The following is a 13,718-nucleotide window of genomic DNA, read 5'->3' as shown; positions in this document are numbered from 1 at the left end:
TGCTATGGACGCTCCGGGCTCGGGCTTCTATAGAACGTCCGTTGCTTCCTTTATCTATCACAAGTGGTGGTGGAGGAGAGGGCCCGCAACCTGTGAATTGGAGGTTGTCTCGATCGGCGTCATCCCCTTTCTGCCAGAGCCGTATCATGCACGCGCTTGTAAGAACGGGCCGATCGATACTCTAGTTGAAGGCTTGTCAAATCTCCGTCCGGAGAGTTTCAGAAGGACTACCCAGACGGCTATGCGGAGGTCGCACCAGGTCTCGTAGCGGGGGTTGTCAAGGAAGGGCGCTGGGTAGGCGATTTAGCGCGGCACGATCAAAGACCTCGTCCGTAACTTCCACCACGCGGGGCAAGTCTTGGTATTGGTCATCCCCAACCGAGGAAGCTGCTTCACATCCTGCCCTGAGCAAGCGGGGGATCATTTTTCTTCCTCCTGGAACACATCGAGCTCTGTAACTTGGAAGAGTTGAGGGGCATGTATTTCTTCGCGCTCACGCAACCTGATGATTCTTTAACCCCGCGGAAGGCGGTGCGCGTAGCCCTCTCCGATCTCGGGTTCGGCGAGGACCAGGCGGCCGTGGACATCGCCTGCAGCGGGGAATGCCTGGCGCCGGGCTCGACCGTGACCGTCGTCGTGCGCCTCGAGGTACCCCTGCCACTGGTCCCCGGGATCGCCGGATCCCACGCCTCCGCCGCGACAGTGGATGCAACCTCGACCCAGATCGTCGAACGGTTCGGCTGATGTCGCGACTCCGGGCCCAGCGGAACGACAGGGCAGAGGACGGGCAGGTCGGGGTCCTGGTCATCGGGTACCTCCTCATCTAACTGCTCGTCGTCACCGTCGTGCTCGCCGTCTCGGCCGTCTATATACAGCACAAGAAGCTGTTGTCGGCAGCCGACGGTGCTGCCCTCGCGGCCGCCGACAACTACAGCATTCCGGCCGGGGCCGGCGGGGCCGGCTCGACGGTGCCGCTGCCCGTGCTGCGGGACTCCGGGGTCGCGGAGTCGACCGCCGGCTACCTGGCGGCAACCGGTGCCGATGCCCGTTTCGAGCAGCTGGTCATCGACCCTGCCACGGGTGCGCCCGACGGACGCACCGCCCGGGTCGTCCTCACCGCCGTCGTGCGTCCGCCGATCGTCAATTTCCTCGTGCCCGCCGGGATCCCGATCGTCGCGCAGGCCGACGCGCGCGGAACTGACCCGCTGACGCGCCCGCTGCCACCCGATCGGGCCCGGTGCCGCCCGATGCCGCCCGCTGCCGATGACGTAGGCTGGAAGCACCATGGCAACCACTGATTTTCCCGCAGAGATCCGCGCCCTGCGCGCCAAGTACACCTCCATCGAGCAGGTCTCCGATGTCGAGGGAATCCGCAAGGACATCGAGGAACTGAGCGAGGAAGCCGGGGCGCCCGACCTCTGGGACGATCCCACTGCCGCACAGAAGGTGACCTCCAAGCTGTCCTACCGGCAGTCGGCCCTCGAGCGACTCGAGACCCTTCAGGGCCGCATCGACGACCTCGAGGTCCTCGTGGAGCTCGCGCAGGACGAAGGCGACGAGGACTCCCTCGCAGAGGCCGAGAAGGAACTCGTCTCGCTGAGCAGGTCCCTCGACGACCTGGAGATCGTCACCCTGCTGGCCGGGGAGTGGGACGAGCGGGAAGCTGTGGTCACGATCCGCTCGGGAGCCGGAGGAGTGGACGCCGCCGACTTCGCCGAGATGCTCCTGCGCATGTACCTCCGCTGGGCCGAACGCCACGGCTACCCCACGCAGGTCCTCGACACCTCCTACGCGGAGGAGGCGGGCCTGAAGTCCGCGACGTTCGAGGTCAAGGCGCCGTACGCCTTCGGCACCCTGTCGGTCGAGGCCGGGACGCACCGCCTCGTCCGCATCAGCCCCTTCGACAACCAGGGCCGCCGGCAGACGTCCTTCGCCGCCGTCGAGGTCATCCCGCTCATCGAGCAGACGGACGTCATCGAGGTCCCGGACAACGAGATCCGCGTCGACGTCTTCCGCTCCTCCGGCCCCGGCGGGCAGTCGGTCAACACCACCGACTCCGCCGTCCGCCTGACACACCTCCCCACGGGACTCGTGGTGTCGATGCAGAACGAGAAGTCGCAGATCCAGAACCGCGCCGCGGCGATGCGCGTGCTCCAGTCCCGCCTCCTGCTCCTCAAGAAGGAACAGGAGGACGCGGAGAAGAAGGCGTTCGCCGGCGACGTGAAGGCGTCCTGGGGCGACCAGATGCGCTCCTACGTCCTCAACCCATACCAGATGGTCAAGGACCTCCGCACCAACCACGAGGTGGGCAACACCTCGGCGGTCTTCGACGGCGAGATCGACGACTTCATCGATGCCGGCATCCGCTGGCGCACCAACAACCGCAACGACGCCGCCTAGCCGCTACCCGATTCCGGCGCTCCACCACCTGTCGGAGGGATCGGGCTCTTGCGCGCGACACACCGCCGGGGTAATGGGCGCCTCGTGATGCCGTCGTTATAGTCGAGGAGCCGGCGCTTCCTTCCCCCAGCAAATGCCCGTGCCCGGCGGACACCATGGGCGCAGAGTGATCATGATCCGATTCGACAACGTCACGAAGACCTACGACTCCACGTCGCAGCCCGCCCTCGATGCCGTCTCCCTCGACGTGGACCGCGGCGAGTTCGTCTTCCTCGTCGGCGCCTCGGGCTCCGGCAAGTCGACCTTCATCCGCCTCGTGCTCAAGGAGGACCGGGCGACGAGGGGTGCCGTGTACGTGGCGGGCCAGAACGTCGCCAACATCCCCAGCTGGCGCGTACCCCGCCTCCGCCGCGGGATCGGCGTCGTGTTCCAGGACTTTCGCCTGCTGCCCAACAAGACCGTCTTCGCCAACGTCGCGTTCGCCATGCAGGTCATCGGGAAGAGCCGCGCCGTCATCCGGGAGACCGTGCCCGACGTCCTCGCGACCGTCGGCCTCGAAGGCAAGAACAACCGCATGCCGCACGAACTCTCCGGCGGCGAGCAGCAGCGCGTCGCGATCGCGCGCGCCATCGTGAACCGGCCCGGCATCCTCCTCGCCGACGAGCCCACCGGGAACCTCGACCCGACGACCTCCATGGGCATCATGAAGGTGCTCGACAAGATCAACCAGAACGGCACCACCGTGGTCATGGCCACGCACGACGACGACATCGTGAACACGATGCGCAAGCGCGTCGTCGAACTGCGCGGCGGATCCGTGGTGCGCGACGACGCCCAGGGCATCTACATCGGCGAGGCCGAAGCGATGGCCGGATGAGGCTCGCGTTCATCCTGTCCGAGATCGGCTCGGGCATCCGCCGCAACCTGTCGATGGTCACCTCGGTGATCCTCGTGACCTTCATCTCGCTGACCTTCGTCGGCGCGGCCGGGCTGTTCCAGCTGCAGATCAACCAGATGAAGGGCTACTGGTACGACCGCGTCCAGGTCACCCTCTACCTCTGCGTCGACAACTCCTCGGAGGCCAGCTGCGCCACCGGAGCCGTGACCGAGGACCAGCGGGCAGCCATCCAGGCGAAACTCGAATCCGAGCAGTTCGCCCCGTACGTCGACACCGTGACCTACGAGTCGCAGGACGAGGCGCTCGCCCACTTCCGCGACCAGTTCGCCAACTCGCCGATCGTCGATTCCGTCACCGCGGACCAGCTCCCCGAGTCCTTCCGCGTGAGCCTGGTCGACGCCGAGAAGTACGAGGTCATCGACGAGGCCTTCTCGTCGGAGCCGGGCGTGGACGCGGTGAGCGACCAGCGGGACTTCCTCGAGGCGATCTTCCGGTACATGAACTGGGCATCCGTGGTCGCGCTGGCGATCGCCGGCGTCATGACGTTCTGCGCCATCCTGCTGATCGCGACGACCATCCGGCTCTCGGCCTTCAGCCGCCGCCGGGAGACCGGCATCATGCGCCTCGTCGGGGCGTCCAAGGCCGTCATCCAGCTGCCCTTCATCCTGGAGGGCGTGATCGCCGCCGTCATCGGCGCCGTGCTCGCCTCCGCCGCGCTGTGGGGGGCGTCGAGGTTCGTGATCGACGGCTGGCTCGCGAACACCTTCCCCCAGACGGCGTTCATCTCGTCCCAGCAGGTGCTGATCCTGGTCCCGGTCCTGATACTTCTCGGAGCCGTCCTCGCGGGGCTCTCATCCCTGCTCACCCTTCGACGATACGTAAAGGTCTGACAGCATGCCGCTCAGCGCCAGAGACCACGCGCGCCCACCAGCAACCTGGTGGGCCCGGCAGGACAAGCGGGCCTTCGTCGTCCGTGGCACCGCGGGCAGTTCGATCGCACTCGTCGTCGCACTCGCCCTCGGGTTCACCACGCCGGTCGTCGCGGACGAACTCGACGACCGCAAGAGTGCCCTCGAGAACGAGGTCGCGGAGGTGCAGCAGTCCATGGAGTACCTGGACTCGGACATCGCGGAGACCATCGGTGCACTGAAGACCTACCAGGCGGAGCTTCCCGCGGCGCAGCAGTCCCTCGCCGACGCGCAGGGCAAGGTGGAGGCCGCCACCGGCGAGGTCGGGGCACTGGCCGTCCGCGTCGAGCTGGCGCAGGAGACCCGGAACAAGATCACCGAGGAACTCCGCGCCGACCGGCAGGAGATGGACGAGACGCGCGAGGTCATCGGACAGATCGCCACGGAGGCCTACAAGAACGGCGGGATCCCCACGAACGTCTCGCTGCTCCTCGGCGCGGAGGGCGTGGAGGACTTCACCGAGTCGATGGACATGGTGGACCAGGCACTGCGCAGCCAGAACGCGGCAATGCAGCGCCTCTCAGAGCAGAACGCCACGAACGCCAACAGCCAGGCCCGCCTCGAGGCCGTCGAGGCCGAGATCACCGAGCTCAAGGAGAAGGCCGACGCCGCCCTCGCCGCCGAGCAGGCGGCACGCGACCAGGCAGCGGACCAGAAAGCCAAGGTGGACAAGCTCGTGGCCGACACGTCCGCGCTGTCCGCCACTCTGCAGAAACAGAAACCCGTCATCGAGGCGAAGCTTGCGGGCGTCGAGCGGGCCCAGCAGCAGGTCAATTCGGACATCGCCGAGCGCCAGCGCCGCATGATCGAGGAAGCCCGCAAGGCGGAGGAGGCCCGGCAGAAAGCGGAGGAGGCCCGGCAGAAAGCGGAGCAGGCCCGGCAGAAAGCGGAGCAGGAACGTGTCCGCGCCGAGGCCGAGGCAGCTGCCGCTGCCGAGCAGGCGCGGCGCCAGGCCGAAGCCGATGCTGCCGCCGCCGCGGAAACCGCGCGCCGGAAAGCGGAGGCCGCAGCCGCGAACCGGCCCGCTCCTGCTCCCGTCCAGCCGCAGCCCGTCGAGCCGGTGGCGCCCGTCATCCCGGCACCGCCCGTCGTCCCGGCACCGCCCGTCTCCGTGCCGTCGCCTCCCGCCGCCTTCGGCCTGAGACCGCCGGTTGACGCGCCCATCAGCTCCGGCTTCGGCTGGCGCCCGACGCCGGTCGGCACCATCGACTTCAACGGCACCGGCGGCTACATGCACACCGGCATCGACTACGGCGTGGGTTGCGGAACGCCGCTCTACGCGCCCGCTGCCGGCGAGGTCTGGTACGCGGACTCGAACGTCCTGCCCGGAGCGGGAAACCGGATCGTCCTCAACCACGGAGTGGTGGGAGTCAATGTGCTCGCGACGAACTACTACCACCTCACGAGCTATGTCGTCGCGGCCGGGCAGCGCGTCAGCGCGGGCCAGCTGATCGGCTACACGGGTACCACCGGTAATTCGCAGGGGTGCCACCTGCACTTCGAGACGATGCTGAACGGCACCCTCGTGGACCCGATGGGCCTGCTCTAGGTCGTAGGATGGAAGGCACTGTCCTCCCGCGGACCGCCGTCCGCAGCAGCGCCGAAGGAGTATCGCCGTGCCGAAGGAAAGTGGCCGGAAAGTGGTGGCCACCAATCGGAAGGCCTTCCACGACTACGCCGTGCTCGACACGTACGAGGCCGGCCTCGCCCTGATGGGCACCGAGGTCAAGTCCCTGCGCGCGGGCCGCGCCTCCCTCGTGGACGGTTACGCGGTCTTCTACGGCGACGAACTCTGGCTCGAGGGCATCCACATCTCCGAGTATTCGCAGGGCAGCTGGACGAACCACGCGGCCCGCCGGAGGAGGAAGCTGCTCCTGCACCGCGAGGAACTCACGAAGATCTCGCAGAAGATCCGTGAGTCCGGCTTCACCCTCGTCCCGCTGCAGCTCTACTTCCTCAACGGCCGGGCCAAGGTGGAGATCGCGGTGGCACGGGGCAAGCGCGACTACGACAAGCGCCAGACCCTGCGCGAGAAGCAGGACAACCGCGAGGCGCTGCGTGCGATGCGCGAGAAGAACCTCGGCGCGTGAGCGATGTCTTCTGGCAAGCCCAGGAGCACGACGACGAGCCCGACCCGTCCGAGCTGACCTACAGGCGCCCGTGGTGGGTGACCCTCGGTGCGCTCATCGACCTGGTCCTCCTGATGGTCGTGGTGCCGGTCGGCATCCTCTCGCTGATCCCGTTCGTCTTCCTCGTCTACGTCTTCTTCGCGCAGGCCCTCGTCTGGATCTCCCCGGTGCTTCTCCTGCTGAATGCGGCGATCTTCTGGTGGAGCTTCCGGCGCAAGCAGGCCGGCACCACGGCCCTCGCAGCCCTCGGCATCGCGTTCGTCACGCTCGCCTTCGTCGTCGTCCGCCTCTGGCAGTCGCCGGTCGTCATCCTGGGCATCCAGCTGGGACGCTAGTGTTCTCTGCTGGCGAAGCTCCGGATCAGCGGGACCACCGTGCTGTAGACTCGAGGAATCGCACGGCCGGTATGCCGAGCGGTACAGGAATCACTTGATAACTGAACATGGGGATGACAGGTTTCGACGATGTTAGTCGCGACAGGGGAAGCGGGCCGAGGATACAGGGTTATCTCGTAAACGCTCCTTGTAAAACAATAAGTGCCGAACAAAAGCGCACTGACTTCGCTCTCGCTGCCTAAGCAGCCTAGCTAGTCCGTCAGCCCGGGTTTGCTCTCGCCCCGGATACTGGCGTCATTTAGAGGGCCACTGCTCCCGGTCCTCGTTGTAGGGACCGGGGGGACTTTCATACAACTGGGCTTGGCAGCCACTTGTTTGCACGATGACTGAAGCCGAGAAAAACCGACGCAAACTGCGCCCGGAGAAGCCCTGACTACACTGCATCGGACGCGGGTTCAATTCCCGCCATCTCCACCACCACGAAGCGCTCCGCCGATACCCGGCGGGGCGCTTCGTCGTCTCCGGCTCCTGCTGCCGAAGCCTTGTCGCCGCTGTCCCCGACGCCTACCCTGTGAGCAGGATCGTTCGAGTTCCAGGGGTCATCATGAGGCGCATCGCCGCGTACCTGCTCGCCCTACTGACCTGTGCGCTGCTCCTGGCGGGCACCGTCGTCGTGGCGCCGGTGGCCCAGGCGGTGACGGCGATCGACGCGAAATACGCTCAACTCGGCGGTGCGTCCGGACGCCTCGGCGCCCCGACGTCCCCGGAGACCTGCGGGCTGCGCGGCGGCGGCTGCTATCGGAGCTTCCAGGCCGGCTCGATCCACTGGTCCCCGCCCACCGGTGCCCAGCCGACCTGGGGCGGCATCCGCACAGCCTGGGCCCGGACGGGGTGGGAGAACGGCAAGCTCGGCTACCCCACAGGCTCCGAGGTGTGCGGGCTGAGGAACGGCGGGTGCTACCAGAGCTTCCAGGGCGGCTCGATCCACTGGTCCCCGGCCACCGGCGGACGGGCGACGTGGGGCGCGATCCGCACAGCCTGGGCGCGCTCCGGATTCGAGAACGGCCAGCTGGGCTACCCGACCACGAACGAGGTCTGCGGGCTGCGCGGCGGCGGGTGCTACCAGAACTACCAGGGCGGGTCGATCATCTGGTCGCCGGCAACCGGTGCGCGGATCTCCGTCGGCGCGATTCGCGCGGCCTGGGCCTCCACCCGCTACGAGAACGGCGCCCTCGGCTACCCCGTGACCAACGAGTCGTGCGCCGCGGGTACGTGCAGTCAGCGGTATCAGCGCGGGGTCATCTCGTGGTCCCCTGGAGGCGGAGCGCGGATCGCCCGCGATATCGATGTCGCCGCGTCGGTCTTCGTCGTCGTCAACAAGCGCCGGCAGCTGAACCCGGCACGCCATGTCCCCGGACCGCTCGTGGGGGTCGAGGGGCCCCTGCTCCGCAGCGATGCCGCCCAGCAGTTCGCGCGGCTGCTCGCGGACGCGCGCGCCAGCGGCATCGGGATGGTCCCGGTCAGCGGCTACCGGTCCTACGACACGCAGGCCTCCCTGTATGCCTCGTACGTGAACCAGTACGGCCAGGCGACGGCCGACCTCATCTCCGCCCGCCCGGGCTTCAGCGAACACCAGACCGGGCTCGCCGTCGACATCGGCACCCCGAACGGGGACTGCGGGCTGCAGGAGTGCTTCGCGACAACGCCGGCAGGAGACTGGGCGGCCCGGAACGCCTGGCGCTACGGATTCATCATCCGCTATCCGCGGGGGTTCACCTCGGTCACCGGATACTCCTACGAACCCTGGCACCTGCGGTACGTCGGCACGACGATCTCCTCGGAGATGCGCATCCACGGACTACCCACCCTCGAGCACTACATGAGCCTTCCGGCCGCGCCCTCCTACTGACCGCAGCCCGGGTCATGCCGGGGGAGCGGCCACTACACTTGGGCAATGAGCTGGACCGACCGGCCGCCCTCGTGGCTCCCGCCGCTGCCTCCGCCCCACCGGGGCCGGGCCCTGATCGTGCTCGGCTGGATCCTCGTCGGCGGGACGTTCGTCTACATCTTCGTGATGAGCTACCTGGGCGGGACGCACACCCTCTTCACCCTCGTGCCCCTCCTCCTCGGACTCCTGTGCCTGATCGTCGGCCTGCTGCGGCGTGACACCCGGGAGCGCTGACGGCTCTCGTACGTGCCCGGCGGCCCTAGGGCTCGAAGGTGAGGGTCCGCCCGTACAGGGACAGCAGGCCCTCCAGTCCGCCCTCGCGCATCGCCCGGCGCTGGCGGGTGGCGCCGGTGCCGCGGTCGTCCACCGTCGCGAGGCCCGCCTTCACCCAGGCGGTGTCGCCCTCGGCGTCCAGAGCCGGGCCGACGTGCTCGAGGAAGGCTGCGAGATGCTCTCCGGCGGGAACCCGTTCCGCCGTTGCACAGTCCACGAGGTGGTGTTCCAGCCCGTCGCGCGCAGCCTGCCACAGAGCGGCATCGAGTAGTTCGGGGTCGGGGACGACGGGCGGTGTGTCCGCCTCGGCTTCGCCGAGGGCGGTGACCACCAGCGCCCGGGTCAGGGCGCCGAGGAACACGGAGTCCTGCGCCTCGAGCTGCACGTCGCAGGCCCTGAGCTCGAGCGTGGGGTAGTGGTCCGAGAGGCGTGCCACCCAGGTCAGGACCCCGCGGTCGAGGATGGCGCCGGTGGTGCCGAGCCGCGTGATGCGCCGCTCGTAGTCGGCCGCATCGGCGAAGTAGGGAGCGATGCCCTGGACGGCCCAGCGGCGGTAGTGGACCACCCGCCAGCTGTCGAAGCCGCTGTCCCGGCCGAGCCAGTACGGCGAATTGACGCTGAGCGCGGTCAGCAGCGGTATCCAGGGGCGGATGCGGTTGAGGGCCTGGATGCCGCGCTCCTGGTCGGGGACGCCCACGTGCACGTGCAGGCCGTTGACGAACTGGTCGCCCACAATACCCGGCGCGCTGGCCCGCAGATCCTCGTAGCGCTGCTTGTCGGTCAGTTCCGGGTACGCTTGCCGGATCCAGGGCGCCGTCCCGGTCGGGGCCCCGATGGTCCCGACGCCCTCCGCGGCGTCCGCGAACTTCCGGCGGAAGTTGAGCAGGGACTCCTCCGCCTGGGTCAGGGTCTCGCAGACGGGAGTCGCCGTCTCGATCTGGCAGGAGAGCAGCTCGCGCTGGATCTCGTCGCGGCTGATCTCCGGCGTGGACTCGAGCAGCCCCTGCACCTCGGTTGCGCGGTGTGCGGGCAGTCCTGACACGGGGTCGAGGAGCAGGTACTCCTCCTCAAGTCCGAGGGTGGTCATCGGGAACTCCCTTCCGGGGTATCAGGGACATCGGGGCACGGCATTCCGACCAGTCTAGGAGCGGGACCCCGGCGAGGGCGATTTGCCGCCGGTGCAGTGGCTCCCGCCGGTGCAGTGGGTCCCGCGGTACGGCAGGTGCGTCAGCAGGGGGCACCGATCGTGCACCCCTCGTGGGGTGCGGTGCTCTCGATCCACAGGGACCGGGCGAGGGCCGCGTCCACCGCGAGGTGCGGTGCGGAGGCGTCGGCGCCGAGGCGCAGGTCCAGGCGGGACCCGGTGGCGCGCTGCGCCAGCAGCAGGTCGTCGTCGAGCGCTATGCCGTTCCGGTCGAGGAACCTCAGGACGTCCGGGTCGTCGTCGCTCACCCGCACGAGCCGGCCCGCATGGCCGTCGTCCAGGCCGTCGAGCCGATGCGCGGACGGATACCGGACCGAGCCGTCCGCGCCCGGGATCGGGTCCCCGTGCGGATCGCGGCGGGGGTGGCCGAGCTTCACGTCCAGACGCTCGATGAAGGCGTCGGAGACGGTGTGTTCGAGCAGCTCGGCCTCGTCGTGCACCTCGTCCCAGCCGTAGCCCAGCTCGGTCACGAGGAACGTCTCGATGAGCCGGTGCCTGCGGACCATGGCGAGGGCGAGGGCCTGCCCGGACGGGGTGAGGCTGATGGGCCCGTACTTGCGGTGATGTGCCAGCCCGAGGTCCACGAGCTTGACGACCATCCCGGTGACGGACGAATTGGCGACCGAGAGCCGCGTCGCCAGGTGCGTCGCGGTGATGGCGTCCCCCTGCCACTCGGTGAAGGCGTAGATCGCCTTGACGTAGTCCTGGACGCTCGTGGACTCGATGCTGAGCACGGCACCCCTGCGGCCCGCCATCAGGCGTCCCCGGGCAGTGCCGCTTCGGACGTCCGGGACGCGGGGGGAGCTGCCGGCACGCCGGCGGGAGGGATACCGGCGGCAGGTATAGCGGTGGGCGGCGTGTCGGAGGGCTGTGTATCGGTGCCGGGTCGGGCGACGGTGCGCCCGATCGCGGAGCCGGACCCGCTCCGCGAGGCCGCACGCCGCCGGCGGGCCTGCCACAGCACCCCGTCGGGCCGGGCGAAGAGGTAGACGATGGCGAAGACCAGCGCCTGGCACAGCACCACGGCGGCGCCCGTGGAGATGTCGAGGTAGTAGCTCGCGTAGATCCCTGCGACGGACGCGGCCACGGTGAGCACGACGGCGATCACCAGCATCCGGTCGAAACTGCGGGACAGGAGGAACGCGGTGGCCCCCGGCGTGATGAGCATGGCCACGACGAGGATGATCCCGACGGCCTGGAGCCCGACCACGACGGTGAGGGCGAGCAGTCCGAGCAACAGGGCCGACAGCATCCTGGTGTTGAGTCCGATCACGTGGGCGTGCGTGCGGTCGAAGGCCAGCAGGGTCAGGTCGCGCCGCTTGTACAGCAGGACGGCGAGGGTTCCCGCGCCGAGGACGAGCACCTGCCAGACCTCGCCTGTGGAGACACCGAGGACGTTGCCGAACAGGATGTGCATCAGGTCGATCTGCGAGGGGGTGACCGAGACGATCGCCAGCCCGCTGGCGAACAGGGCGGTGAACACGACGCCGATCACCGTGTCCGCCTTCAGCTTGGTGGTGGACCGGACGATCCCGATGAGCGCGACGGCACCGGCACCGAAGACGAAGGCGCCGATGGAGAACGGGATGCCGAGGATGTACGCGAGGGCGACTCCGGGCAGGACGGCGTGCGACACGGCATCGCCCATGAGTGACCAGCCCATGAGGATGAGCCAGCAGGAGAGCACGGCCGCCACCACGGCGGCGGCGACGGTGACGGCGAGGGCCCGGGTGAGGAAACCGTACTGCAGCGGTTCGAGCAGGAAGGCGAGGACATCCATGTCAGGATTCTCCGTTCGGGGCGGCGGCAGCCGGGGCGGAAGGCGCGGCGGAAGGCGCGGCCGGACCCGCGGGGGTGCCGGAGGGCGTGGAGGGTGCGGGCGGCACGGGGCCGAAGGCGAGTGCGAGATTGCCGTGGGTCAGCACCCGGACCGGATCACCCTGGGCCAGCACACGCCGGTGCAGGAGGACCGCCTCGTCGCAGAGTTCGGGCACGCCCGCGAGGTCGTGGGTGGACACCAGCACGGAGCGGCCCTCGTCCCGCAGCGCCTTGAGGAGGGCCGTCATCGTGCGCTCGCTGGCCCGATCCACGCCCGCGAAGGGCTCGTCGAGCAGGAGCAGCCGCGCGTCCTGGGCGATGCTGCGGGCGATGAAGACCCGTTTGCGCTGGCCGCCGGACAACTGGCCGATCTGACGTTTTCGAAGTTCCGTGAGACCCACCCGCTCGAGGGCGTCGTCGACGGCGGCCCGGTCGGTCGCGCGCAGGCGGCGGCCGGCACCGAGGCGTCCGTACAGCCCCATGGCGACGACGTCGGACACGGACACCGGGAACGTCCAGTCGACCTCCTCGGCCTGCGGCATGTAGGCCACCAGGCCCTGCTTCCGGGCACCCGCCGTGGACATGCCGAAGAGCTCGATGCTGCCGTCGCTGGGGACCACGAGTCCCATGAGCGCCTTGAAGAGCGTCGATTTCCCCGAGCCGTTGACGCCGATGAGCCCGCAGATCGTCCCGGCGCCGAGGCTCACGGTGACGGCGTCGAGTGCATGGACCTCGTTGTAGCTCACGCTGAGGTTCCGGACCCCGAGCACGGGCGCTGCTGGAGCGGAGTGGAGTGCGGTCATCGGGCGAGTCCTTCCGCGATGGTGTGGAGGTCGTAGCGGATGAGGTCGAGGAACGTCGGTACGGGGCCGTCGGCCTCGGAGAGGGAGTCCACGTAGAGCGTCCCGCCGAGTTCGGCTCCGGTCGCGAGGGCCACCTGTTCCTGCGCCGAGGGGTTCACGGTGGATTCGCAGAAGACGGTGGGCACGCGGTGTTCCTCCACGAAGCCGACGACGTCCCGGATCTGGCGCGGCGTCCCCTCCGTGTCGGCGTTGACCGGCCAGATGAACGCCTCCTGCAGGCCCGCGTCCCGTGCCAGGTACGAGAAGGCTCCCTCGCAGGTCACGAGTGCCGCCGTGCCGGTGCCCTCCACGTCCTCGCGGAAGCCCGCCAGCAGGTCCGCGAGCTCGTCCTTCAGCTGCCGGCCGTTGGCTTCGAAGTCGGCGGCATGGTCCGGAGCGAGGCCCGAGAGCGCCTCGACGGTGTTGTCCACGTAAGTCTGGGCCGCCAGGGGGGACATCCAGGCGTGCGGGTTCGCCCGTCCGTTGTAGTCGCCGGAGCGGATGTCCACGGGCTCGACGCCGTCGGACAGGACGGCGTGGGGTGCATCGACCGACTGCAGGAAGCGCTCGAACCACCGCTCGAGGCCCAGCCCGTTGTCGAGGATGAGGTCCGCGTCCTGCGCCCTCACCAGGTCCGACGGCGTCGGTTCGTAGCCATGGATCTCCGCGCCCACCTTCGTGATCGACTCGACCCGGACGTGGCCTCCGCCGACGGTGTCGGCGAGGTCGGCGAGGACCGAGAACGTGGTGAGGACCAGCGGCCGGTCGTCCACCGGTGTGCCCGGCGCCGCCGTGGCCGCGCATCCGGGGAGGAGCACCACGGCGAGGCACCATGCGGCGGTCCTGCCCACCCGCCTCCGGAGCTGATTTTGAGGCATACCTAAAAATAGCGTTTAGGCATGC

15 protein-coding genes and 1 other RNA gene are annotated in these 13,718 nt (G+C 68.7%); 11 read left to right on the top strand and 5 right to left on the bottom strand.

Going from position 1 to position 13,718, the window contains the following annotated elements:
• Positions 1 to 531: 531 nt before the first annotated feature.
• From ACX80I_RS02445 to ACX80I_RS02395, 11 genes are all read left to right on the top strand, one after another.
• Positions 532 to 744, top strand: a complete 213-nt coding sequence (locus tag ACX80I_RS02445; protein WP_459343572.1) for a hypothetical protein — start codon at positions 532 to 534, stop codon at positions 742 to 744.
• 83 nt (positions 745 to 827) lie between these two features.
• Entirely contained in the window at positions 828 to 1,298 is a 471-nt protein-coding gene (locus tag ACX80I_RS02440; RefSeq protein WP_459343902.1) for a pilus assembly protein TadG-related protein, read from the top strand.
• Positions 1,285 to 2,400, top strand: coding sequence for a peptide chain release factor 2 (gene prfB, locus ACX80I_RS02435; protein WP_459343571.1), 1,116 nt, complete (start codon positions 1,285 to 1,287; stop codon positions 2,398 to 2,400). Before ACX80I_RS02440 ends, prfB begins: the two co-directional genes overlap by 14 nt.
• Before the next feature lie 172 nt (positions 2,401 to 2,572).
• Positions 2,573 to 3,277, top strand: coding sequence for a cell division ATP-binding protein FtsE (ftsE, locus tag ACX80I_RS02430; protein WP_459343570.1), 705 nt, complete (start codon positions 2,573 to 2,575; stop codon positions 3,275 to 3,277).
• Positions 3,274 to 4,188 (top strand): permease-like cell division protein FtsX, encoded by a 915-nt coding sequence (gene ftsX, locus ACX80I_RS02425; protein ID WP_459343569.1) that lies wholly within the window; start codon positions 3,274 to 3,276, stop codon positions 4,186 to 4,188. The genes ftsE and ftsX overlap by 4 nt, the downstream gene beginning before the upstream one ends.
• Before the next feature lie 4 nt (positions 4,189 to 4,192).
• On the top strand, positions 4,193 to 5,815 hold the full coding sequence (locus tag ACX80I_RS02420; protein WP_459343568.1) for a M23 family metallopeptidase: 1,623 nt from the start codon (positions 4,193 to 4,195) through the stop codon (positions 5,813 to 5,815).
• A 67-nt stretch (positions 5,816 to 5,882) separates the two neighbouring features.
• Positions 5,883 to 6,356, top strand: coding sequence for an SsrA-binding protein SmpB (gene smpB / locus ACX80I_RS02415; RefSeq protein WP_087076369.1), 474 nt, complete (start codon positions 5,883 to 5,885; stop codon positions 6,354 to 6,356).
• Positions 6,353 to 6,730, top strand: a complete 378-nt coding sequence (locus tag ACX80I_RS02410) for a hypothetical protein (RefSeq protein WP_459343567.1) — start codon at positions 6,353 to 6,355, stop codon at positions 6,728 to 6,730. The genes smpB and ACX80I_RS02410 overlap by 4 nt, the downstream gene beginning before the upstream one ends.
• A 109-nt stretch (positions 6,731 to 6,839) precedes the next feature.
• Positions 6,840 to 7,207, top strand: a transfer-messenger RNA (tmRNA) gene (gene ssrA / locus ACX80I_RS02405).
• Between the two features lie 127 nt (positions 7,208 to 7,334).
• Positions 7,335 to 8,639 (top strand): D-alanyl-D-alanine carboxypeptidase family protein, encoded by a 1,305-nt coding sequence (locus ACX80I_RS02400; protein ID WP_459343566.1) that lies wholly within the window; start codon positions 7,335 to 7,337, stop codon positions 8,637 to 8,639.
• A 45-nt stretch (positions 8,640 to 8,684) separates the two neighbouring features.
• Positions 8,685 to 8,912 (top strand): hypothetical protein, encoded by a 228-nt coding sequence (locus tag ACX80I_RS02395; RefSeq protein WP_133080897.1) that lies wholly within the window; start codon positions 8,685 to 8,687, stop codon positions 8,910 to 8,912.
• Positions 8,913 to 8,937: 25 nt separating this feature from the next.
• Here the strand turns inward: ACX80I_RS02395 and ACX80I_RS02390 are convergent, their stop codons facing one another.
• The 5 genes from ACX80I_RS02390 to ACX80I_RS02370 all read right to left on the bottom strand — a co-directional run bounded on the left by ACX80I_RS02390 (position 8,938) and on the right by ACX80I_RS02370 (position 13,693).
• The gene (locus ACX80I_RS02390) at positions 8,938 to 10,038 is read right to left on the bottom strand and encodes a carboxylate-amine ligase (RefSeq protein WP_459343565.1); all 1,101 of its coding nucleotides are present in this window, start codon (positions 10,036 to 10,038) and stop codon (positions 8,938 to 8,940) included.
• 140 nt (positions 10,039 to 10,178) lie between these two features.
• The gene (locus tag ACX80I_RS02385) at positions 10,179 to 10,910 is read right to left on the bottom strand and encodes a metal-dependent transcriptional regulator (RefSeq protein ID WP_459343564.1); all 732 of its coding nucleotides are present in this window, start codon (positions 10,908 to 10,910) and stop codon (positions 10,179 to 10,181) included.
• Entirely contained in the window at positions 10,910 to 11,935 is a 1,026-nt protein-coding gene (locus tag ACX80I_RS02380; RefSeq protein ID WP_459343563.1) for a metal ABC transporter permease, read from the bottom strand. Before ACX80I_RS02380 ends, ACX80I_RS02385 begins: the two co-directional genes overlap by 1 nt.
• A gap of 1 nt (position 11,936) precedes the next feature.
• A complete protein-coding gene (locus ACX80I_RS02375; RefSeq protein ID WP_459343562.1) occupies positions 11,937 to 12,776 on the bottom strand; it encodes a metal ABC transporter ATP-binding protein in 840 nt (279 codons plus the stop codon).
• Positions 12,773 to 13,693: a metal ABC transporter substrate-binding protein gene (locus ACX80I_RS02370; RefSeq protein ID WP_459343561.1), complete on the bottom strand. Its 921-nt coding sequence runs from the start codon at positions 13,691 to 13,693 to the stop codon at positions 12,773 to 12,775. The genes ACX80I_RS02375 and ACX80I_RS02370 overlap by 4 nt, the downstream gene beginning before the upstream one ends.
• Between the last annotated feature and the right edge of the window lie 25 nt (positions 13,694 to 13,718).

This window comes from Arthrobacter rhamnosi (genome assembly GCF_054510855.1).
The sequence above is the reverse complement of the archived record's forward strand: the minus strand, read 5'-3'. Positions and strand labels throughout refer to the sequence as shown.

Bases quoted from the DNA above. Each gene is read 5' to 3' on its own strand.
- prfB (WP_459343571.1), top strand. From the start codon at position 1,285: ATGGCAACCACTGATTTTCCCGCAGAGATCCGCGCCCTGCGCGCCAAG.
- ftsE (WP_459343570.1), top strand. From the start codon at position 2,573: ATGATCCGATTCGACAACGTCACGAAGACCTACGACTCCACGTCGCAG.
- ftsX (WP_459343569.1), top strand. From the start codon at position 3,274: ATGAGGCTCGCGTTCATCCTGTCCGAGATCGGCTCGGGCATCCGCCGC.
- ACX80I_RS02420 (WP_459343568.1), top strand. From the start codon at position 4,193: ATGCCGCTCAGCGCCAGAGACCACGCGCGCCCACCAGCAACCTGGTGG.
- ACX80I_RS02400 (WP_459343566.1), top strand. From the start codon at position 7,335: ATGAGGCGCATCGCCGCGTACCTGCTCGCCCTACTGACCTGTGCGCTG.
- ACX80I_RS02395 (WP_133080897.1), top strand. From the start codon at position 8,685: ATGAGCTGGACCGACCGGCCGCCCTCGTGGCTCCCGCCGCTGCCTCCG.
- ACX80I_RS02390 (WP_459343565.1), bottom strand. From the start codon at position 10,038: ATGACCACCCTCGGACTTGAGGAGGAGTACCTGCTCCTCGACCCCGTG.
- ACX80I_RS02385 (WP_459343564.1), bottom strand. From the start codon at position 10,910: ATGGCGGGCCGCAGGGGTGCCGTGCTCAGCATCGAGTCCACGAGCGTC.
- ACX80I_RS02380 (WP_459343563.1), bottom strand. From the start codon at position 11,935: ATGGATGTCCTCGCCTTCCTGCTCGAACCGCTGCAGTACGGTTTCCTC.
- ACX80I_RS02375 (WP_459343562.1), bottom strand. From the start codon at position 12,776: ATGACCGCACTCCACTCCGCTCCAGCAGCGCCCGTGCTCGGGGTCCGG.
- ACX80I_RS02370 (WP_459343561.1), bottom strand. From the start codon at position 13,693: ATGCCTCAAAATCAGCTCCGGAGGCGGGTGGGCAGGACCGCCGCATGG.